Below are 20,691 nucleotides of genomic sequence, written 5' to 3' on the forward strand. Positions count from 1 at the left end.
CAGGGGGGATAGAGGATGCTTCGATCGCTAGCGGCGCTGTTGCTGCTCGCCACGCCGGCCTATGCGCAAACGGCGGCGCCCAAGCCGGTACCGGCGGCTGCCGCGCCGCTCACGCCCGAACAGGCCGGGCTGAAGGCGCATGTCCAGTTCCTCGCATCGGATGCGCTGCGCGGGCGTGAGGCAGGGACGCGCGATTTCGATGTGGCGGCCGAATATGTCGCGGCGCGGATGCTGGCGATGGGGCTGAAGCCGGCGGGTGGCGACGGCAGCTGGTTCCAGCCGGTCAAGCTCGCCACCTATCGCCCGGCCGAAAAGGCGAACTGGACGCTGACGCGGGGCGGGGTGGCAGTGCCCTTCACCTTCGGGGAAGATTTCCTCAACGGCCCGGTCCCCAGCAGCCCGGATTTCACGGCAAGCGGGGACGTGGTCTTTGCCGGCTATGGCATCGTCTATCCCGAGGGTAAGCTCGACGAATATCAGGGCCTGGACGTGAAGGGGAAGATCGTCGCGATCCTGCCCGGCGCGCCCAAGGGGCTGGCGAGCGAAGTCGCCGCCCATTTCAGCGATGACGACCAGAAGGCGCGGCTGGCCGAAGCGCGCGGCGCCAAGGCGGTGATCGTCCTCGAATCGCAGGCGCGGCACAGCGACTATGCGTTCAAGTCGCTGGCGCCCTTCTACAATTATCCCCGTCGCGGCTGGGCCGATCCCGAAGGTGTGGTGCATGTGCCGGCGCCCGGCGCGCCGGTGGTCGGCTATGTCAGCCAGCAGGGCGCGGCCAAGCTGTTCGAAGGCGGCCGTGTCCGCTGGCTCGATGTGCTGATGGCGGAAAAGAAGGGCAGCCGCATGCCCACCGGCGCCCTGCCGGTCACGCTGGCAGTCGCCGCCAAGACCAAGATCTCCACCAAGGACAGCCGCAACGTCATCGGCCTGATCGAGGGCAGCGACCCTGCGCTGAAGGGTCAATATGTCATCCTGTCGGCGCATCTCGACCATGTCGGGCTGGGCGAGGCGGTGAATGGCGACCGCATCTATAACGGCGCGATGGACAATGCGATCGGCACCTCGACCGTGTTGGAGATCGCCCGGACCATCCAGGAATCGGGCCGCCGCCCGCGCCGCTCGCTGCTGTTCGTCGCGCTGACGGCGGAGGAAGAGGGGCTGATCGGCTCCGACTATTTCGCCCATCTGCCGCCCGTGCCGAAGGAGGCGCTGGTCGCCGACGTCAATTTCGACATGCCGATCCTCACCTACAAGCTGCAGGATCTGGTGGTGCTGGGCGGCGAGCGATCGAGCATCGGCGCGGCGGTCGCCGCTGCGGCCAAGGGCGAGGGGCTGGGCGTGGTGCCCGATCCGTCGCCGGAGGAGAATTTCTTCGTCCGCTCCGACCATTACAGCTTCGTCCAGTCGGGCATCCCCGCAGTGTCGATCGACACCGGCCCGGGCGGCGAGGGCAAGGCGGCGGAGGAATATTTCCTCAAGAACAACTATCACAAGCCGTCCGACCAGATCGACCTGCCGTTCAACTGGGAATCGGCGGTGAAGTTCAAGCATGTCGGGCTGGAAACGGTGCTCGGCATCGCCAATGCCGACAAGCGGCCCAGCTGGAACAAGGGCGACTTCTTCGGCACGCTGTTCGGCGGCTATGGCGCGAAGTGATGGCGCGGTCACCCTCACCCTTCCGCGCCTGCGGCGCTCCCTCCCTCTCCCACAGGGAGAGGGAGCATCAACCCCTCTCCCTGTGGGAGAGGGAGGGGCCCATCGCGCCAGCGATGGGAGGGTGAGGGTGACTTTTCCTCGATGCGCCTGCTGATCTTCGGCCCCGGCTACAGCGCCTCCCGTCTGCTCGCGGCGGCCGCGGCGCGCGGTATCGCCACCGCCACCGTCACTCGCGCGACCTTTGCCGACACCGCCCGCACCCGCGCCGAAATCGCCGCCGCGACCCATATCCTGTCGAGCGTGCCGCCGACCGATACGGACCCGGTGCTCGAAGCGTACGGAGACGATCTCGCCCAAAGCGGCGCCTGGCTCGGCTATCTCTCCTCGACCGGCGTCTATGGTGATACCGGCGGCGGCTGGGTCGATGAAAGCGCGCCCCTGCGCGGCCGGCGCGGTCCCCGGCTTGCCGCCGATCAGGCCTGGGCGGCGCTGCCCCATGCCCGCATCTTTCGCCTGCCGGGCATCTATGGTCCCGGCCGCTCGCCGCTGGAACGCATGGCGGCGGGGGCGGTGCGTGTTGCGGTGCCGGGGCAGGTGTTCAGCCGCATCCATGTCGACGATCTGGTCGCCGGGGTGCTCGCCGCGTTCGATGGCCCGCCCGGTATCTACAACCTCGCCGACGACCTTCCCGCGCCGCAAAGCACTGTGCTCGCCTATGCTGCCGCATTGCTGGGCATCGATCCCGGCCCCGAAGTGCCGCTCGACCAGGCCGATCTCAGCCCCGCGTCGCGCGCCTTTTATGCCGAGAACCGCCGCGTCGCGAACGGCAAGGCGAAGCGGCTGCTAGGCTGGCGGCCGCGTTACGCCGATTACCGGTTGGGCCTGCGCGCCCTAAGCGCCAGCACCAGCCCCGCCAGCACCAGCACCGCGCCGGCACCCGCCAGCAGCGACCAGCGATAGCCTTCGAACAGCGTCGAGAGCAGCATCGCGATCACCGGGATCAGCACGCTGGTATAGGCGGCCTTGGCCGGGCCGATCGTGCGGATCAGCTGGAAATAGATGCTGAAGGTGATCGCGGAACCAATCACCCCCAGATAGGCAATGCCCAGCAGATAGGCCGGCCGCGTCTCGATCACCGGCGCACCGGTGGTGGCGAGCGCAAAGCCCGCATCGATCGCCGCGCCGATCAGCATCGCCCAGCCCAGCGTCGTCGCCATCGGATAGGCCTTGGCGGTCTGTGTCGCCTGCATCACATTGGCGACCGAGGCGGAGAACACCCCCGCCAGCGCAATGCCGATGCCGATCAGCGCCTCGTGCGGGCCGACGGGATTGAGCCGCGCCTCATGCACGAACAGCAGCGCCACGCCTGCCATCGCCACTGCCGATCCGGCCAGCAACTGACGCCCCATGCGCTGGCCGAGGAACAGCCGCGCCAGCACTGCATTGGGCACCAGCAGCAGCGCATAGACCACCGCCACCACCCCCGAGGTGACATGCGCCTCCGCCCGATAGACGAAGTTGAAGTTGAGCACGAACTGGGCGAGCCCCAGGCACGTCGCGAATATGATTCCGCGCCCATCGAGCCACAGCCCTTCCCGCCGCAGCAGCGCCCAGCCAAGCATCGTCACGCCGGCGACGGTGAAGCGATAGCTGACCGACCAGCTCGGTGGCACCACCGCCAGCTGGTCCTTGATGACCAGCCAGGTCGACCCCCAGATCAGCGTGACGAGCAGGAAGGGGAGCAGCACCGAAAGGCGCGCGGAGCGGGGCGGGGAGGGCATCAAGGCGTGCTCCGCCGCGCATACCACCGCTGCGGAGACGCGCTCCCCTCCCGCTTGCGAGTTTCAGGTCGATCAGGCCCCCGGCCTGATCTGAACGACGCGGGGCGTCGTTCACCTGAAACTGGGCTGGGGGAGGGAATGACGTGGAGGAAGCGCTCTGCGGCTTCAGCCCCTCCCCTAACCCCTCCCGCAAGCGGGAGGGGAACCGACAGCCTGACGGCTGTACGCCGCCCTTGTTCGGCGTTGGGGTAGGCTGAGTCCCTCACAACCCCGCAATCGCCTGCGCGAGCGGCCGGATCGCTGCTTCGCTCTGGTCCCAGCTCGTCACCAGCCGCACTTCGCCTGCGGCCCAGTCGTAGAAATCGAACCCCAGCGCGCGCAGCCGGGCTGCTTCCTCGGGCGTCGCCTTCAGGAACACTTCGTTGGCCTGCACCGGATGGACCAGCCGGTCGCCCGCCGCTTCGGCCAGCAGCCGCGCACCGGCATTGGCCGCCCGCGCATTGGCGAGCCACAGATCGCCCTCCAGCATCGCCAGTAACTGCGCCGCCAGATAGCGGCCCTTGGAAAACAGCAGCCCCGCCCGCTTGCGCCGGTACAGCGCGACCTCGGCCAGATCGGTGCGGAAATAGACCAGCGCCTCGGCGCTCATTCCGCCATTCTTGACGAAGCCGAAGCTCAGCGCATCCACGCCGGCGCGCCAGGTAATCTCGCCGGGATGGCAGCCGAGATGCGCCACCGCATTGGCAAAGCGTGCGCCGTCCATGTGCAGGCCCAGCCCGCGCGCCCGCGCCATATCGCCGATCGCCGCCACTTCGTCCGGCGTATAGACCAGCCCATATTCGGTCGCGTTGGTGATCGAGATGGCGTGCGGCTGCACCTGATGCACATCCTTGCGGATCGGGTCGATCACTCGGCCGATGGCGTCGGGCGTCAGCTTCGCGCCCGGCCCCTCGGCGGCCATCAGCTTGGCGCCATGGGTGTAGAATTCCGGCGCGCCGCCCTCGTCGCAGTTGATGTGCGCGTCGCGGTGGCACACCACCCCGCCATGCGGCGGGCAAAGAGTCGCCAGCGCGAGGCAATTGGCGGCCGTGCCGGTCGGCACCCACAGTACTCGCACCGCCGTGCCGAACAGCTCGGAAAAGGCATCGTCGAGCCGCTTCGACCAGCCATCGCCGTCATAGGCGGTGTCGAGCACATTGGCCTGCGCTATGGCTTCCAGCACGGGGGTGCAGACCGCGGCGGCGTTGTCGGAGAAAAAGCGCATGGCCTTGTCCTTGCGGCGTTATCGGCCGCCGGTCAACGCTGCGGATCGGTCGAATTCTGGCTGTCGCGCCGTGGTGCATCGCCGCCGCGCGGCGTGGCGGCCGGCAGCGGCACGCGGATCGAGCGCGGGATCGGATTCTGCGGATTGTCCGAACCGCCCGGCATCATTTCGCGCACCCGGCTCAGGTCGATCTGCACGCCGTCCTGATCGACCTGCACCATATTGCCCAGCGTATCGTCGATCGTCGCATTGTCGTCGGGCACGTCGGTCGGCTCGGGCACCTCGGCCGCGCCGACGCCCAGCGCCTGCGTCATGAAGCTGCGCCAGATCCGCGCCGGCAGCGCGCCGCCGGCTGCACCCGGCACCGGGCTGTTGTCGTCCTTGCCGATCCACACGCCGACGACGAGATCGCCCGCCCAGCCCACGAACAGCGCATCGCGGCTGTCCTGGGTCGTGCCGGTCTTGCCATAGGTCGGCACCGACAGCGCCGCCGCCCGGCCGGTGCCCGACTGCACCACGGTCTGCAGCATCGAGCGGAGATCGTCGAGCTGGCGGTCGCCGAAGCGCGTCGCGCCGCCCAACTGGCGCGAGAGCCAGTCGTCGGCGGCTTCCTCCGCATCCAGTCCGCGCGGCCGCACCGGATAGCTGCCGTTCGCCACCGCGGCATAGGCTGCGGTCAGCTCGAGCAGCGTGCCGGTCGAGGTGCCCAGCGCGATCGAGGCATCGTTGCCGATCGGCGTCGAAATTCCCAGGTCGCGCGCCGCCTGCGTCACCCGGCCGACGCCGACCTGCTGGATCAGCCGCGCCGCGACGACATTGCTCGACTTGGCCAGCGCCTGACGCAGCGTGATCCGCCCGGCATAGCGGCCATCGGCGTTGGAGGGCTTCCAGTCGCCGATCGTCACCGGCTTGTCGTCGACCATCGTGTCGGGCGTCATGCCCGATCGCAGCGCCGCCAGATAGACGAACAGCTTGAATGCCGAACCCGGCTGGCGCTGCGCCTGGGTCGCGCGGTTGAACGGGCTTTCGCCATAGCTGCGCCCGCCAACCATCGCCACGACGCGGCCATCGGGGTGCATCGCCACCAATGCTACCTGCGTCTTGCCCAGCCCCGCGCCCTTCACCACCCGTTCGGCCATGCGCTGCAACCGCATGTCGAGCGTGGTCTTCACCGTCTGTTCGGTCGCCACGCCGCCGGCGCGATCGCGCGCCTGGGGCAGCACCCAGTCGGCGAAATAGGTGCCGTTCGGCAATTCCTCGGTCTCGCTGACGTGCAGCACCGCCGGGCGCACCCGCCGCGCCTCGTCCTCGGTGATGAAGCCCGCTTCCTGCATCGCGCCGATCACCAGCTTCTGCCGCGCGCGTGCGCCATCGAGATTGCCGGTCGGCGCTAGCCGGCTCGGCGCCTTGACGAGGCCCGCCAGCAAGGTCGCCTGGCTAAGCGTCAGCCGCTCGGGCGTGGTCGAGAAATAATGCTGCGCGGCGGCGCGCAGGCCATAGACGTTATCGCCGAAATAGACGTTCGACAGATAGCGCGACAGGATCTCGTCCTTGGTCAGCCAGCCTTCCAGCCAGAAGGCGATCAGCACTTCCTGCGCCTTGCGCCCGAAGGTGCGGCGGGAGTCGAGAAAGGCGTTCTTGGCGAGCTGCTGCGTGATCGTGCTGCCGCCCTGCGATCCGCCGCCCGAGCTCACATTATGGAACATCGCCCGGGCGATGCCGCGCGGATCGACGCCCCAATGGCTGTAGAACCGCCGGTCCTCGATCGCGATGAACGCCTGGGCGACATGCGGCGGCAGCTTCTTCACATCGACCGGCGCGCCGATGACGGCGCCCCGCCGCGCGATCGGCGTGCCGTCATCGGCGAGCAGCGTGATCGACGGCGGCGCCGGCGGCCGCAGCGATTTGGAGAGCGGCGCCGTCACCGCCAGCCAGGCAAAGGCAATCACGAACAGCAGGATCAGCACAGCAATGCCGCGCACGATCCACCGCCCCCAGCGGATGCGGCGGATTGCGGGAAGCTGGATCGGCGCTTCGTCGTCGGGCGGCAAGCCGTCGCCGCCACCCCCGCTGCCGCCGCCGGGCGGTGGGGGCGGATAGCTGCCGCGCGGAATGGGGCCATGGGGGATCGGCTCGGCCGGCGCCTCGCGCTTCATGCCCGGCCGCCAGACCGGCTCGCGCTTGCCCGGGCGGGTGTCGTCGCCCGGCGTCCATGCGGTTTCGGGCGCGGCGGCACGCCGCAGCGGGAATCGACTGTCAGAAGAACCGGGCTCGCGCGCCATGCTGCCGCTTTAGCCGAGTATCTGTGTTATCGCAATAACACACTCTTGGAGAATTGGCCGGGATTTGGGGGAGAAGCCGATAATCCTCTTCGCGGCTACCTCCCTCTCCCCTTGGGAGAGGGAAGGGGCCCGCCGCCGCAGGCGGTGGGAAGGGTGAGGGTGGCGCCTCTCAAACAGGAGGCGCGCCGTTCCCGAAGTACCCGGAAACCCTCAAGCCTCCAGCTCGACATCCCAGTAGAGCCAGTCGTGCCAGGTCTCATGCAGATGGTTGGGCGGAAAGCGCCGGCCATGTTCCTGCAACTGCCAGCTGGTCGGGCGGATCGGCTGGATGTGGAGGGGCATCGCGGCCTGTTTCGGGGTGCGTCCGCCCTTTTTCAGGTTGCACGGCGCGCAGGCGGTGGCGACATTTTCCCAGGTGGTGCGGCCGCCCTGGGCGCGCGGAATGACGTGGTCGAAGGTGAGATCCCGGTGCGATCCGCAATATTGGCAGGCGAACTTGTCGCGAAGGAACAGATTGAACCGGGTGAAGGCGGGGAATTGGGAAGGCTTCACATATTGTTTGAGCGCGATGACCGAAGGCAGCTTCAGCCTCGCGCTGGGACTTCGGACTTCCCGTTCATAATAGGAAACCACATCGACCCGGTCGAGGAAGATGGCCTTGATCGCCGTCTGCCAGGGCCACACGCTGAGCGGATAATAGCTGAGCGGGGTATAATCGGCATTGAGCACCAGGGCCGGGCATCCATCCGGGTGGCGTATCAGATCGGGATGGTACATGCGTTACCTCACCCTCGACTTTTCCGTGTCCCGCCTCTTGCCCAAAAGCGTGACGTCCCGATGACAGCATATGCCGCGACTCGCGGTCAAGGGCCGTATTGATGCTTATCCACACCCGTTTTGCACCCAGCCCGACCGGGCGCCTTCACCTGGGTCATGCCTGGTCGGCAATTCAGGCATATGATTTCGCGCGTGCTGCCGGCGGGCGCTTCAGCCTGCGGATCGAGGATATCGACGGCACCCGCGCGCGGCCCGAGCATGTCGCCGCGATCCTCGCCGATCTCGAATGGCTGGGGCTCGGCTGGGACGGCGAGGTGACGTTCCAGTCGCAGCGCCTGCCGCGCTACCAGGCCGCGCTAGACCGGTTGCGGGAGATGGAGCTGCTCTATCCCTGTTTCTGCACCCGCGCCGATATCGCCGCGAGCCTGTCGGCGCCGCACGGGCCGGACGGCGCGCTTTATCCCGGTACCTGTCGCGGGGTTGCCGACCCCGACTGGTCGCGCCCGCACAGCTGGCGGATCGACATGGCGAAGGCGGTTGCGCGCACCGGCCCGCTCGTCTGGCACGACGCGCATGCCGGCACCGTCACCGCCGATCCGCTGGCGGCGGGCGATGTGATCCTCGCGCGCAAGGACGCGCCTGCCAGCTATCACCTTGCCGTCACCGTCGACGATGCCGCGCAGGGCATCACCCATGTCGTCCGCGGCGTCGATCTGTTCGCGGCAACGCATGTCCACCGGCTGCTCCAGGCGCTGCTCGACCTGCCGACGCCCGCCTATCGCCACCACGCGCTGCTCGCCGGGCCGGACGGCACCCGCCTCGCCAAGCGGCATGGATCGCCCAGCCTGGAGACGATGCGCCTTGCCGGCGAAGATGGCCGCGCGCTGGCGGACCAGTTGCGACACGGCATCTTGCCCTTTGGAACAGGGCAGTTGGATTCGCTCCAATAGAGGCGTAGTATCGGCGGATGGTGTTCCTCGCGATCCTCTTCCTGGCCGCGCTGCTTGCAACGCTGTTCTTCCTCATCAAGGGGCTGGTCAACATGGCCGGCACTACCAGCGCCGATCTGGAAGGGCCTGGGCCCAGCGAGCGGGCGATCCGGTCGAACCAGATGATGCAGAAGCGAATCCTGTTCCAGGCGATCGCCATCGGCGTCGCCGCGCTGATCCTGTGGATCGCCTCGGCAAAGGGATAAGCCCTTATCCTCCCCGTGCCGGGGAGGAGCACACCCGTCCAAAAAGCCATGGCCACAGGCTGGACTTTGCGCTCTAACCGCCGGCCGATGGTCAAGCTCAACAAAATCTACACCCGCACCGGCGATGCCGGCACCACCGGTCTGGTCGACGGCTCGCGCGTCGCCAAGCATTGCCCGCGCCTCGCCGCGATGGGCGATGTCGATGAAACCAACAGCGCGATCGGCGTTGCCCGTGCCACGCCCGGCATCGACCCCGCGCTCGACGCGATGCTCGCGCGCATCCAGAACGACCTGTTCGATCTCGGCGCCGATCTCGCCACGCCCGGCGAGCCCGACTATGCGCTGCGCATCGTGCCCGCGCAGGTAATGTGGATCGAACAGGCGATCGACACGCTCAACGCGCCGATCCCGCCGCTCAACAGCTTCATCCTGCCCGGCGGCAGCCCTGCGGCGGCGGCGCTGCATCTCGCCCGCGCCATCGCCCGGCGCGCCGAACGCGCCGCCGTCGCCGCGAACGAGGCGGGTAACCTCAACACCCATGCGCTCGTATATCTGAACCGCCTGTCCGATTTCCTGTTCGTGGCCGCGCGCGCCGTGAACCAAAATGGGCAGGCGGACGTTCTTTGGGTGCCCGGGGGGTCTCGCGGTGGCCAGGATGATAGCGGTGCTTCGTCAACGGGTTGACGGCCGGACGCCTGCCGGCTAGGAGAACAAAATGCGAACAACCTCGGAATTGGCGCCGGCCCCCGCTTCGCTTGCGCAGCGATACGCCGCGGTTCGTGCGCTCAGCACCGATCTGGTCGCGCCGCTTTCCGATGCCGATGCCACCATTCAGTCGATGGACGATGCATCGCCCGCCAAATGGCATCTCGCGCATACGACCTGGTTCTTCGAAACCTTCGTGCTGCGCGATCATGTGCCCGGCTATCGGCTCTATGACGAACGCTGGCCGTTCCTGTTCAACAGCTATTATGAGGCAGAGGGCGCCCGCCACGCCCGGCCGCGCCGGGGCATGCTCTCGCGCCCGACCCTCGACGAAATCCGCGCCTGGCGCTCGGCCGTGGATGCTGCAATTGTCGAAGCAATTCCCCTGCTTTCGCCCGATGCGCTGGCGCTCGTCGAACTCGGCTGCCAGCATGAGCAGCAGCATCAGGAACTGCTGCTCACCGACATTCTCCACCATTTCTCGGTCAACCCGCTCGAACCTTCGGTATGGCCCGGCGCGGCCAAGGTGCCGGTGGCGATGCCCGGCCCGATCGGCTGGATCGAGGGGCGGACGGGCAAAGTTGAAATTGGTGCACAAGCCACAACTTCCTCAACTTCGCCCTGCTTCACCTTCGATTGCGAAGGCCCGCGTCACCGCTTCTTGCTCCACCCGCATGCGCTCGCCGACCGCACCGTCACCAATGGCGAATGGGCGGCCTTCATTGCCGAGGGCGGCTATACCGATCCGCGCCACTGGCTGTCGGACGGCTGGGCCTGGGTGCAGGCGAACCGGATCGGGGCGCCGCTCTACTGGCGGCTACAGGACGGGGCGTGGACGCGCTTCGGGCTCGACGGCCGCCGCCCGGTCGATCCCGCTGCGCCGGTCACGCATGTCAGTCTGTACGAAGCGGATGCCTATGCCAGCTGGGCGGGCGCCCGCCTGCCCACCGAATTTGAATGGGAAGCGGCCGCTTCAGCCGCCGATCCGCTTGCCGGCAACCAGCTCGACGGCGCCGGCCCGGTCGAACCGCGCCCCTCGACCGGCGGCCCCGCCTGGTTCGGCGATGTCTGGGAATGGACCGGCAGCGCCTATCGCCCCTATCCCGGTTTCCGCACCGCGCCCGGCGCGGTCGGCGAGTATAACGGCAAGTTCATGAGCGGGCAGTTCGTGCTGCGGGGCGGCAGCTGCGCCACGCCGCGCGGGCATGTCCGCCCCAGCTACCGCAACTTCTTCTACCCGCATCAGCGCTGGCAGTTCACCGGCGTGCGCCTGGCAAAGGATCTCTGACCCCATGCTCAAGCAGGAAGCCGAAGACGGCCAGGCCAGCCTTGCCGACCCCCATTTCCGCGCCGATGTGCTGACCGGCCTTGCTGCCAGCCCCCGCGCCATTCCCGCCCGCTGGTTCTATGACCGGCGCGGATCGGAACTGTTCGAGGCGATCACCGAACTCCCCGAATATTACCCGACCCGGACCGAAACCGCGCTCCTCTCCGGCATCGCCGGCGAACTCGGCGCGCTGGCCGCGCCCGATGCGGCCGTGGTCGAATTCGGCTCGGGCTCCTCGACCAAGACGCCGCTGTTGCTGCGGGCGATCGACCCGGCCGCCTATGTGCCGATCGACATTTCGGGCGCATTCCTGCGCCATTCGGCGGCGCAATTGTCACAGGCATTTCCGGGTCTGCCGGTCTATCCGGTCGAGGCCGATTTCCTCCGCCCCGTGCCGCTGCCGGCGCAAGTGGCCGGCATGCCGAAGCTCGGCTTCTTTCCCGGCTCGACGATCGGCAACATGAATGCGTGGCACGCGACTGATCTGCTGCGCGCGATGCGCGAATGGCTGGGCGAGGGCGCCCGGCTGCTGATCGGCATGGACCGGGTGAAGTCGCCCGACATCCTCGTCCCCGCCTATGACGATGCGGCCGGGGTGACGGCGGCGTTCAACCTCAACCTGCTCGAGCGGATCAACCGCGAGCTGGCCGGCACCATCCCCATTGACGCCTTCCGCCACCGGGCGATCTGGAACGCCGATGCCGCACGGATCGAAATGCATCTGGAGGCACAGCGCGACGCCGCCTTCACCGTCGACGGCCGCGATTTCGCCATGGCGGCGGGCGAGACGATCCACACCGAGAACAGCCATAAATATGGGCCGAACGGTGCCCGGTTGCTGCTGCGCGGGGGCGGCTGGACGCCGATCCGTGAATGGACCGACCCGCAGGGCTGGTTCGCGCTGATCCTGTGCGAGGCCCAGCCGCTCCGCCGCGCGCCGTGAGGGGGTTAGCGCATCACGCTGTCGGGCAGCTCCAGCTTTACCAGCTTCCAGCCGGCAAAGCCCTGTCGCGCGAACAGCAGGGCCGGGCCCTGTTCGTTGGTGCGGGTGTTGGTCATTCGCACGCGAAAGCGATCCATGGTCACCCATTCGTCGTCGAAGCGGATGTCGGGGTTCGGCTGGCGCGGCGTCTGGACGCTCGTGCCAAGCTTCCGTCCCTGCACCATCGCGCTGATGCCCTCGGGCGTGACAAAGCCGTCGACCATGCGATCGACGAGTGTGGGGGCGAGCATCATGCCCAGGCCCGCAAACGGATTGTTGCGCGCCGCCGGATCGGTTTGCATCTGGCGCATCATCGCTGCGGCGATCTGCGCCTTCAGGCTGGTTCGCACCGCCGGAAAATCGATCGCGGCTTCCAGCCTGTCGGTGTCGCCGCTAAGCGCTGCCTGCCGCAGGTGTCGCGCCGCCCAATAGGCGGAACCGAAATAGATGCCGCCCACCAGCGCCACCAGCACGGCAATGGCTGCAATCCGTTTGCGCATGTGCGTACCCCCTTTCGGGGAGCCTATGGTCTTGTCCTCGATAGGGCAACCGCGCCCCGGCACGGATGGGATGGTGGCGAGCGGCATGAGAATTGGCATGTTCCCGCTCTAGCCGCAGCGCGCATCGACGAGTACGGCTCGCGCGACGAACAGCCATAAGGAGAGCGGCATGAAGACGGTTGGCGTGATCGGCGCGGGGCAGATGGGGGCGGGGATCGCCCAGGTCTCGGCACAGGCGGGCTATGCGGTGCTGCTGTCCGATGTCGATCAGGCGCGGGCGGAAGCCGGCAAGGCGGGCATCGCCAGGCAGCTCCACCGCGCGGTCGAGAAGGAAAAGATCACCGCTGCCGATGCCGAGGCGGCGCTGGGCCGGATCACCCCGGTCGGCGATCTGGCGGCGATGGCGCCTTGCGATCTGGTGATCGAGGCTGCGACCGAGCGCGAGGCAATCAAGCGCCAGATCTTCGACACCGTCGGCAAGGTGCTGGGGGCAGAGGCGATCCTGGCGAGCAATACCTCGTCGATCCCGATCACCCGGCTGGCGCAGGCGGCGCCCGATGCCGCGCGCTTCATGGGCGTGCACTTCTTCAACCCCGTGCCGGTGATGGGCCTGATCGAACTGATCCGCGGCCTTGCCACCAGCGATGCGACGGTCGCGGCGGTCGAGGCGTTCGGTCAGTCGCTCGGCAAGCGGATCGTCCATGCCAATGATGCGCCCGGTTTCATCGTCAACCGCGTGCTGATGCCGATGCTCAACGAAGCGTGCTTCGCGCTGGGCGAGGGCGTGGCGACGATCCCGGACATCGACGCTGCCTGCCAGCTGGGCCTCAACCACCCGATGGGGCCGTTCACGCTCGCCGATTTCATCGGGCTCGACACCTGCCTCGAAATCACCCGCGTGCTGTTCGAAGGCACCGGCGACCCCAAGTTCCGCCCGGCGCCGCTGCTGGTCAAATATGTCGAAGCCGGCTGGTATGGCCGGAAGACCAAGCGCGGCTTCTATGACTATACCGGCCCGGAGCCCGTGCCGACGCGGTGAGGGGATCGGGTTTCACCCTCACCCTTCCCTCTCCCAAAGGGAGAGGGCGCTTCAACACCTCTCCCTTTGGGAGAGGGAGGGGCCCATCGCGATAGCGATGGGAGGGTGAGGGTGAGGGTGCTCAACCCCTTAAAATTAAGATTCTACCCGCTCCACTACCGGCGCGAATCCGCGCTTTGAACTTACGGCAGCAACAGCCCCGCCAGCGCCGCCGACATCAGGTTGGCAAGGCTGCCGGCGACCAGCGCCTTGATTCCCAGCCGGGCGATCACCGGCCGCTGGTTCGGCGCCAGGCTGCCGGTCGCGGCCATCTGGATCGCGATCGAGCTGAAATTGGCGAAACCGCACAGCGCGAAGGTGACGATGGCGCGGGTGCGCGGCGCCAGGTCGGTCATATGGCCCAGGTCGATGAACGCGACGAACTCGTTCAGCACCACCTTGGTGCCGAACAGCCCGCCCGCCTCCAGCGCCTCGTGCCAGGGAATGCCGAGCAGATACATCACCGGGGCGAACACCGTGCCGATGATCGACTGGAAGCTGAGCTCCGGATGGCCGAACCAGCCGCCCACCGCCGCCAGCAGGCCGTTCGCGAGCGCGACCAGCGCGACGAAAGCGAGCACCATCGCGCCGACCGCGACCGCGATCTTCACGCCGGTCGAGGCGCCCGTCGCCGCTGCCATGATGATGTTGGCGGCGCGCTCTTCCTCGATGTCGTGTTCGGCGACCCGGATCGCCTCGTCCTCGTCGGAGACCGTGATCTCCGGGCCGGCAGGCTCGTCGGGATACATGATCTTGGCCATCAGCAGCCCGCCCGGCGCCGCCATGAACGAGGCGGCGAGCAGATAGGGGAGCGATGCCGGGCCGAGCAGGCTGGCATAGGCGGCGAGAATCGTGCCGGCGATGCCGGCCATGCCGACGCTCATCACCGCGAACAGCTGCGACGGCGTGAGGCGGGCGAGATAGGGGCGAATCACCAGCGGCGCCTCGCTCTGGCCGACGAAGATGTTCGCCGCGGAACAGAGCGATTCGACCTTGCTGATGCCGGTCACCTTCTCGATCGCGCCGCCGATCCAGCGCACGACCAGCTGCATGATGCCGAGGTGGTAGAGAATCGAGACGAGCGCGGCGAAGAAGATGATCACCGGCAGCGCGGCGATGGCGAAGCTCTGGCCGCCCATTTCGGGCTTGGCGAGATTGCCGAACAGGAAGCTGGTGCCGGCGCTGGCATAGCCGAGCAGCGCGGACACGCCGTTCGCCATGGTGTGCAGCACGGTCTGGCCCCAGCCGGTGCGCAGCACGAGGATGGCGGTGCCAGCCTGAAGCGCGAACGCGGCGCCGACGACGCGTAAACGGATCGCGCGGCGGTTGCTGGACAGCAGGAAAGCGATCGCGAGGATGGCGAGCACCCCGAATATGCCGATCGGGAAATGAGTCATTCTAGGTCGTTGGCCCCCATCGCCGGCGGAATCTGTGCCAGCAAACCGGCCGACCATACACGCGATGGCGCATCTTGCCAGAGGGATGCGCACCATCTTCCACCGCGCCGGCTTTGGCGCTAGCAACTGCCGATGGACAAACCCGGCCCCGCGATCCCGCGCTCGCTCTTCGTCTTTTCGATCCTCTATGGCGGCATGGTCTGCATGGCGGGCGTGCTGGGGGTGAAGCAGGTGGCGCTGGGGCCACTCGCGGTGGAGGCGGGGATCTTCGCCTTCCTGCTGCTCGTCGTGCTGTCGAGTGCGGTCGCCGAGCTGCACGGCCAGGCGACCGCCACCGCGCTGGTGCGGATGGGATTCGTGCCGCTGCTCGCGTCGGCGGCGCTGATCCAGTTGGTGCTGGTGCTGCCGACCGATCCCGGCATGTACCCGCCCGCCGTTTCCGCCTTTCCGATCGTGGTGGGGCAGGGGATGCGGATGATGCTCGCCGGGTTCATTTCGTACGGCACGTCGCAGACGCTCAACGTGTTCATCTTCAACAAGCTGCGCGGCACCGAAGGGCGCGGCGGGCTGGTGTGGTTCCGCGGCATGGTGGCAAGCGTCGTCTCGCAGATTGTCGACACGGTGTTGTTCATCAGCATCTCGTTCCTGGGCGAGCGGCCGATCCTGGAACTGATGGCCGGGCAGATGCTGACCAAGGTAGTGCTGTCGATCGTGCTCGTGCCGTTCCTGATCACCGGCGCAGTGGCGCTGGGACGCGCACTCGATGGACGAAGGGCGTAAGCGGTCCTAAAGGGCGCGCATGACCGACCACGCACCCCATCCGGCGCTGCTCGCCAAGGCCGAAACCCTTACCGAGGCGCTGCCCTATCTGCAGCGCTATGCCGGCGCCACCTTCGTCGTGAAATATGGCGGCCACGCGATGGGCGATCCCGAACTGGCGCGCGATTTCGCCGAGGACGTGGTGCTGTTGAAAGCGGTCGGGATCAACCCGATCGTCGTGCATGGCGGCGGCCCGCAGATCGGTCGGATGCTCAAGCGGCTAGGCGTAGAATCGACCTTTGTGGGAGGTCTGCGCGTAACCGACAAACCAACCGCCGAGATTGCCGAGATGGTGCTTGCGGGGTCAATCAACAAGGAAATCGTCGCGTGGATCGCCGCGGCGGGTGGCAAGGCCGTGGGCATTTCAGGCAAGGATGCTGGCCTGGTCCGCGCCGAGAAGGTGCAGCGCACCGAAGCCGATCCGCTGCAGGGCATCGAGCGCCATGTCGATCTCGGGTTCGTCGGAGAGCCGGTGGCCGTCGATATCTCCATTCTCCAGTCGCTGGCGGCCTCAGGCTTCATTCCCGTGGTTTCGCCGATCGCGCTGGGGGCCGACGGCCACACTTATAACATCAATGCCGATACGATGGCGGGGGCGATCGCCGGCGCGTGCGGCGCCAAGCGCTTCTTCCTGTTGACCGACGTGCCGGGCGTGCTGAGCAAGGAAGGCGAACTGCTGACCGATCTCGATGCGGCGCGCGTTGCTGCGTTGAAAGAAGACGGCACTATCAAGGGGGGGATGATCCCGAAGGTGGAGACCTGCGTCAACGCCGTTGCGGCAGGCGTGGACGCAGCGGTGATCCTCGACGGGCGCATTCCGCACGGCATGTTGCTCGAAATCTTTACGCGCCAGGGCGTAGGCACGCTGGTGCATGGCTGACATTTGCCTGGCAGCACCTATGTTAGGTACCCGAAACTAACGCCTCGCGGAGAGTAGATTGACCGAGACCCTTCTGGTTGTGCTGCGCATCGTTGCGGTGCTGCTCAACGTCGTCTGGTGGACCATCGTCATCCAGGCGATCCTGTCGTGGCTGATCGCGTTCAACGTCATCAACACGCACAATGATTTCGTCCGTTCGGTCTGGTACGCGCTGCAGCGGATGACCGAGCCGCTCTACCGGCCGATCCGCCGCATCCTGCCCGATTTCGGCGCGCTCGATCTTTCGCCGCTGGTCGTGCTGCTGGTGCTCTACATTCTGCAGACAATCGTGATTCCCAGCCTGATGATGCAGATCGCCACCGCCGGTTATTGATGCCGGCGTGGCGGCGCCGCGACGGCGGCATCGAAATTGCCGTCCGCGTGACGCCGCGTTCGTCGAAGGAAGTGCTGGCGGCGGGGACGGAGGAGCATTTCGTCGCGCGATTGACCGCGCCGCCGGTGGAAGGCGCTGCCAATGCCGCGCTGGTGCCGTTGGTTGCCAAGACATTCGGCGTGCCGAAGCGCGACGTGACGCTGATCGCGGGCGAAACTGCGCGCTTGAAGCGGCTTTCGATCGCCGGGGACTTTACGGTGCTGGAACAGATCGCCCGCAGCCTCTATGGCGAGGCGCATGACGGCTGAAATCATCGACGGCAAGGCATTCGCCGCGGGCTTGCGTGCCCGCATCGCGGAACGGGTTCCCGCTTTCCAGGCTGCAGCGGGCCGCGTGCCCGGGCTGGCCGTAGTGCTGGTGGGCGACGACCCCGCCTCCGCCGTCTATGTTCGCTCCAAGGGCAAGCAGACCCGCGAGGCGGGGATGGAAAGCTTCGAGCACCGCCTGCCCGCCGACACGACGCAGGATGCCCTGCTGGGGCTGGTCGACCAGCTGAATGCCCATCCCGCGGTCGACGGCATCCTCGTCCAGCTGCCGCTGCCGCGCCATATCGACGAACAGGCGGTGCTGCTGCGGATCAGCCCCGACAAGGATGTCGACGGTTTCCACCCGGTCAATGCCGGTCGGCTGGCGACCGGGCTGGAGGGGTTCGTCCCCTGCACGCCGCTCGGCTGCCTGATGCTGCTCAAGGACCAGCTTGGCGACCTGTCGGGCATGGACGCCGTGGTGATCGGCCGATCGAACATCGTGGGCAAGCCGATGGCGGCGCTGCTCACCAAGGCGAGCGCCACGGTGACGGTGGCGCATTCGCGTACCCGCAACCTGCCGCATCACCTGAAACATGCCGATATCGTCGTCGCCGCGGTCGGCATCCCGCATTTCGTCAAGGGCGAGTGGCTGAAGCCGGGCGCGACCGTGATCGATGTGGGCATCAACCGCACCGAGGACGGGCTGGTCGGCGATGTCGACTTTGACAGCGCGGCGAGCATCGCCGGTGCGATCACGCCGGTGCCGGGCGGGGTGGGGCCGATGACGATCGCCTGCCTGCTCCGCAACACCCTGGTCGCGGCGCACCGCAACGCCGGCGTGCCGATCGAGGCGGACGCGATTTGATCGAGCTGTTCGTCTCGTCGTTCATCACCTTCTTCGTGGTGATCGATCCCCCGGGCTGCGCGCCAATCTTCGCGGGGCTGACGGCGGGAACCAATGCCGTGCATCGCCGCGCGATGGCGGTACGCGCGGTGTTTGTCGCATCCTTGATCCTGCTCGGCTTCGCACTGTTCGGCGAGGCTCTGCTGCATGCGCTGGGCATCAGCCTGCATGCCTTCCGCATTGCCGGCGGCATCATGCTGTTCCTGATCGCGCTGGAAATGGTGTTCGAAAAGCGCACCGAACGGCGTGAGGATCGGGCGGAGAAGGTCAAGGCCGAGGATCCGGTCGACATCTCGATCTTCCCGATGGCGATGCCGATGATCGCCGGGCCGGGCTCAATCGCGTCGGTGATGCTGCTGATGTCGCAAAGCGACGGGATCGAGCGGTCGGCGACGGTGCTGGCGGCGATGCTGGCGATCCTGTTGCTGACCCTGCTGGCGCTGCTCGCCGCCGGGCCGATCATGCGGATCGTCGGCGCGAAGATCGAAGCGGTCGTCTCCCGCGTGCTCGGCGTGCTGCTCGGCGCGCTGGCGGTCCAGTTCGTGATCGACGGAATCCGCGCAGCGCTGCACGTCTGAGCGGTTACTTCGCCGGCCGCGGCTTCTCCGGCGCATCGGGCAGGTCGTAGCGGATTTTCCACAGCCGATAGGGTGATCGTGCGGGCAACTGCACCGGTTCCAGCCATTTCGGCACTTCGCCATGCGCCAGCTGGGCATAGAAGCCGCCGGGGCTGTGCGCGCGGTACACGGTGGTTTCCGCCAGGTTCGGGCAGATCAGCAGGTACGCCGCCTTGTGCCGCGCGGCGATGGGGCGGAACCCCTCGGGCTGTCCGGTGAAGGCGTGGTGCACGTCCAGGATAGCCGCGCCGTTGCGATGATAGGGCCCGGCCACCGCATCATGATGCGTCACCACGATCAGCCGTGGCCCCAGATCGACATGGGTGAAGACGACCGACGGGGGAATGAGATCGAGCGTACGCAGCTGCGAGGTGCGGTTGCACGCGGCATTGGCCTCGCGCACCAGATCGCGCCCGCCCTTGCCCTTCGTCTTCGGAAGCCAGGGCAGCGCCATCCCCGTGGCAATGCCTGATACGATCAGGAACGACGCCACCGCGCCGCCCACCCGCAGCCAGATCGATCCACGCTGCAGGAACCACGGCACCAGCAGCCAGATTAGCGCGGTCGCGCCCGGCACGGCGAGCAGCTGCGCGCCCGGCGCTGCGCGGAACTGCCACAGCAGCATCGCGCCGGCGAACGCGGTGAACAGCGCGACCGCCGCCCAGCCGACGGCATTGGGCGCGCGCCGTGCACGCCACGCGGCAACCGCCGCACCGATCAGCCCGACGACCGCCAGCACTGCCACCGGCATCGCAATGTCGAGCGGATGGCGATAGATCGGCCGCGCCTCGCGGACATTGGCGAGCCAGGTATTGTAGAGCTCGTCCGAAACCTGCTCCGGCCGACCGAGACATTGCGGGAAGCTGTGGGCGAAACCCGCGACGATCACGGCGCCTGCCAATGCCGCCAGCAAGAGCCGAAGCCAGCGCCGCTGCGGGTTGAGCAGTGCCAGCCCGACGAGCAATGCGCCGGCCGCCACCATCACGCTCAGCCATACCGGCGTCAACGCATCGCAGCGCATCGCCTGGTTGGCATAGGAAGCGAACAGGGCGAAGCCGATCGACGATCCGCCGCCCAGCGTGAGGCCATAGACCAGCATGCGCCGCACATCGCCGGCATCCCATACCCAGCGCAGCGCGATAATTGCGCCGGCCATGGCGCAGAAGGGCAGCATCTCCAGCCCGATCGACAGCGAAAACGCGCTCGACAAGCCCACCACCGCGCCGCCGCGCGCCTTGGCCGGGTCCGCCAGCCCGGCGACGGTGATCGCCAGCGCGGCAAGCTGCCAGCCATGGTGATCGATCCGCATTGGCGCGAACATCGGCATCGTCGCGGTACAGCTCAGCACAAGGATGAAGAGCGCCAGCGGCCAGGCATGGGGAGCGACCAGCCGCCGCACTGCCAACGAAAGGCCGGTCATCGCAACCGACAGCGGCAGCAGCGGCGCGATCCCGCAGGCCCATTTTTCGGCCACGGCGGTGCCGACGAACGGCTTCAGGAGCAGGATCAGCCCGGCTAGCGGCAGGTCGACGATGCGCGACCAGTGGATGTCGAACCCGCCCATCGCCGGGTCCATCCGGTACTGGCGCAGATCATACCAACCCTGTCCGGCCAGCCAGGCGCGCACCTGCATCAGCCGCATATTGTCGTCGGTATCGCCCAGCGACAGCCAGTAGATATTGCCTTGCCGCTGCTGCAGGAACCAGATCACGACACCCAGCCAGAACAACAGGGTCCAGCTTAGCCAGGAACGGTCGAGCTCGTCTTTCAGGCGAAGGCCAAGGGGGTGGTCCGTCAAAATCGCTTTCCTCGGGTGCGAGCGCGCATTAGGGCGTCCCACGGCATT

General features: G+C 67.4%; 21 protein-coding genes. 14 read left to right on the forward strand and 7 right to left on the reverse strand.

Annotation, left to right across the window (positions count from 1 at the left end):
* Positions 1–15: 15 nt before the first annotated feature.
* Positions 16–1,656 (forward strand): M28 family peptidase, encoded by a 1,641-nt coding sequence (locus tag ACT53K_RS10515; RefSeq protein ID WP_476228577.1) that lies wholly within the window; start codon positions 16–18, stop codon positions 1,654–1,656.
* 141 nt (positions 1,657–1,797) lie between these two features.
* Positions 1,798–2,616: a Rossmann-fold NAD(P)-binding domain-containing protein gene (locus ACT53K_RS10520; protein ID WP_476228578.1), complete on the forward strand. Its 819-nt coding sequence runs from the start codon at positions 1,798–1,800 to the stop codon at positions 2,614–2,616.
* On the opposite strand, the gene ACT53K_RS10525 is transcribed toward ACT53K_RS10520, so the two are convergent.
* From ACT53K_RS10525 to ACT53K_RS10540, 4 genes are all read right to left on the reverse strand, one after another.
* Positions 2,526–3,437: a DMT family transporter gene (locus ACT53K_RS10525; RefSeq protein ID WP_476228579.1), complete on the reverse strand. Its 912-nt coding sequence runs from the start codon at positions 3,435–3,437 to the stop codon at positions 2,526–2,528. The two genes, ACT53K_RS10520 and ACT53K_RS10525, sit on opposite strands and share 91 nt — an antisense overlap.
* Before the next feature lie 262 nt (positions 3,438–3,699).
* Positions 3,700–4,701 carry a threonine aldolase family protein gene (locus ACT53K_RS10530; RefSeq protein WP_476228580.1) on the reverse strand — a complete coding sequence of 334 codons (1,002 nt, stop codon included), beginning with the start codon at positions 4,699–4,701 and terminating at the stop codon, positions 3,700–3,702.
* Between the two features lie 32 nt (positions 4,702–4,733).
* Positions 4,734–6,983: a transglycosylase domain-containing protein gene (locus ACT53K_RS10535; protein ID WP_476228581.1), complete on the reverse strand. Its 2,250-nt coding sequence runs from the start codon at positions 6,981–6,983 to the stop codon at positions 4,734–4,736.
* A gap of 210 nt (positions 6,984–7,193) precedes the next feature.
* On the reverse strand, positions 7,194–7,760 hold the full coding sequence (locus ACT53K_RS10540; RefSeq protein ID WP_476228582.1) for an HNH endonuclease: 567 nt from the start codon (positions 7,758–7,760) through the stop codon (positions 7,194–7,196).
* A gap of 101 nt (positions 7,761–7,861) precedes the next feature.
* Here ACT53K_RS10540 and gluQRS point away from each other — a divergent pair, with 101 nt between their 5' ends.
* The 5 genes from gluQRS (at position 7,862) to egtD (ending at position 11,930) form a co-directional block, all read left to right on the forward strand.
* A complete protein-coding gene (gluQRS, locus tag ACT53K_RS10545; protein WP_476228583.1) occupies positions 7,862–8,710 on the forward strand; it encodes a tRNA glutamyl-Q(34) synthetase GluQRS in 849 nt (282 codons plus the stop codon).
* Positions 8,711–8,727: 17 nt separating this feature from the next.
* The gene (locus ACT53K_RS10550) at positions 8,728–8,955 is read left to right on the forward strand and encodes an HIG1 domain-containing protein (RefSeq protein ID WP_476228584.1); all 228 of its coding nucleotides are present in this window, start codon (positions 8,728–8,730) and stop codon (positions 8,953–8,955) included.
* Positions 8,956–9,042: 87 nt separating this feature from the next.
* Positions 9,043–9,639, forward strand: coding sequence for a cob(I)yrinic acid a,c-diamide adenosyltransferase (locus ACT53K_RS10555; RefSeq protein ID WP_476228585.1), 597 nt, complete (start codon positions 9,043–9,045; stop codon positions 9,637–9,639).
* A gap of 31 nt (positions 9,640–9,670) precedes the next feature.
* The gene (gene egtB, locus ACT53K_RS10560; RefSeq protein WP_476228586.1) at positions 9,671–10,948 is read left to right on the forward strand and encodes an ergothioneine biosynthesis protein EgtB; all 1,278 of its coding nucleotides are present in this window, start codon (positions 9,671–9,673) and stop codon (positions 10,946–10,948) included.
* 4 nt (positions 10,949–10,952) lie between these two features.
* Positions 10,953–11,930, forward strand: a complete 978-nt coding sequence (gene egtD / locus ACT53K_RS10565) for an L-histidine N(alpha)-methyltransferase (RefSeq protein WP_476228587.1) — start codon at positions 10,953–10,955, stop codon at positions 11,928–11,930.
* Between the two features lie 5 nt (positions 11,931–11,935).
* On the opposite strand, the gene ACT53K_RS10570 is transcribed toward egtD, so the two are convergent.
* The gene (locus ACT53K_RS10570; RefSeq protein WP_476228588.1) at positions 11,936–12,469 is read right to left on the reverse strand and encodes a DUF2939 domain-containing protein; all 534 of its coding nucleotides are present in this window, start codon (positions 12,467–12,469) and stop codon (positions 11,936–11,938) included.
* A gap of 169 nt (positions 12,470–12,638) precedes the next feature.
* Here ACT53K_RS10570 and ACT53K_RS10575 point away from each other — a divergent pair, with 169 nt between their 5' ends.
* The gene (locus ACT53K_RS10575) at positions 12,639–13,508 is read left to right on the forward strand and encodes a 3-hydroxyacyl-CoA dehydrogenase NAD-binding domain-containing protein (protein ID WP_476228589.1); all 870 of its coding nucleotides are present in this window, start codon (positions 12,639–12,641) and stop codon (positions 13,506–13,508) included.
* Positions 13,509–13,690: 182 nt separating this feature from the next.
* Here the strand turns inward: ACT53K_RS10575 and ACT53K_RS10580 are convergent, their stop codons facing one another.
* Positions 13,691–14,944, reverse strand: a complete 1,254-nt coding sequence (locus ACT53K_RS10580) for a NupC/NupG family nucleoside CNT transporter (RefSeq protein ID WP_476228590.1) — start codon at positions 14,942–14,944, stop codon at positions 13,691–13,693.
* 132 nt (positions 14,945–15,076) lie between these two features.
* Between ACT53K_RS10580 and ACT53K_RS10585 the strand changes: the two genes are divergently transcribed.
* From ACT53K_RS10585 to ACT53K_RS10610, 6 genes are read left to right on the forward strand one after another with little or no spacing between them, the layout of a single operon-like run.
* Positions 15,077–15,724 (forward strand): queuosine precursor transporter, encoded by a 648-nt coding sequence (locus ACT53K_RS10585; protein WP_476228591.1) that lies wholly within the window; start codon positions 15,077–15,079, stop codon positions 15,722–15,724.
* A 19-nt stretch (positions 15,725–15,743) separates the two neighbouring features.
* Entirely contained in the window at positions 15,744–16,643 is a 900-nt protein-coding gene (gene argB / locus ACT53K_RS10590; RefSeq protein ID WP_476228592.1) for an acetylglutamate kinase, read from the forward strand.
* Between the two features lie 58 nt (positions 16,644–16,701).
* Positions 16,702–17,016, forward strand: coding sequence for a YggT family protein (locus tag ACT53K_RS10595; RefSeq protein WP_476228593.1), 315 nt, complete (start codon positions 16,702–16,704; stop codon positions 17,014–17,016).
* Positions 17,016–17,324 (forward strand): DUF167 domain-containing protein, encoded by a 309-nt coding sequence (locus ACT53K_RS10600; RefSeq protein ID WP_476228594.1) that lies wholly within the window; start codon positions 17,016–17,018, stop codon positions 17,322–17,324. The genes ACT53K_RS10595 and ACT53K_RS10600 overlap by 1 nt, the downstream gene beginning before the upstream one ends.
* Positions 17,314–18,189: a bifunctional methylenetetrahydrofolate dehydrogenase/methenyltetrahydrofolate cyclohydrolase FolD gene (gene folD, locus ACT53K_RS10605; protein ID WP_476228595.1), complete on the forward strand. Its 876-nt coding sequence runs from the start codon at positions 17,314–17,316 to the stop codon at positions 18,187–18,189. Before ACT53K_RS10600 ends, folD begins: the two co-directional genes overlap by 11 nt.
* A complete protein-coding gene (locus ACT53K_RS10610; RefSeq protein ID WP_476228597.1) occupies positions 18,186–18,806 on the forward strand; it encodes a MarC family protein in 621 nt (206 codons plus the stop codon). The genes folD and ACT53K_RS10610 overlap by 4 nt, the downstream gene beginning before the upstream one ends.
* A 4-nt stretch (positions 18,807–18,810) precedes the next feature.
* Here ACT53K_RS10610 and ACT53K_RS10615 read toward each other — a convergent pair whose 3' ends face one another.
* Positions 18,811–20,643 carry an AcrB/AcrD/AcrF family protein gene (locus ACT53K_RS10615; RefSeq protein ID WP_476228598.1) on the reverse strand — a complete coding sequence of 611 codons (1,833 nt, stop codon included), beginning with the start codon at positions 20,641–20,643 and terminating at the stop codon, positions 18,811–18,813.
* Between the last annotated feature and the right edge of the window lie 48 nt (positions 20,644–20,691).

The organism is Sphingomonas sp. DMC8 (assembly GCF_056314185.1).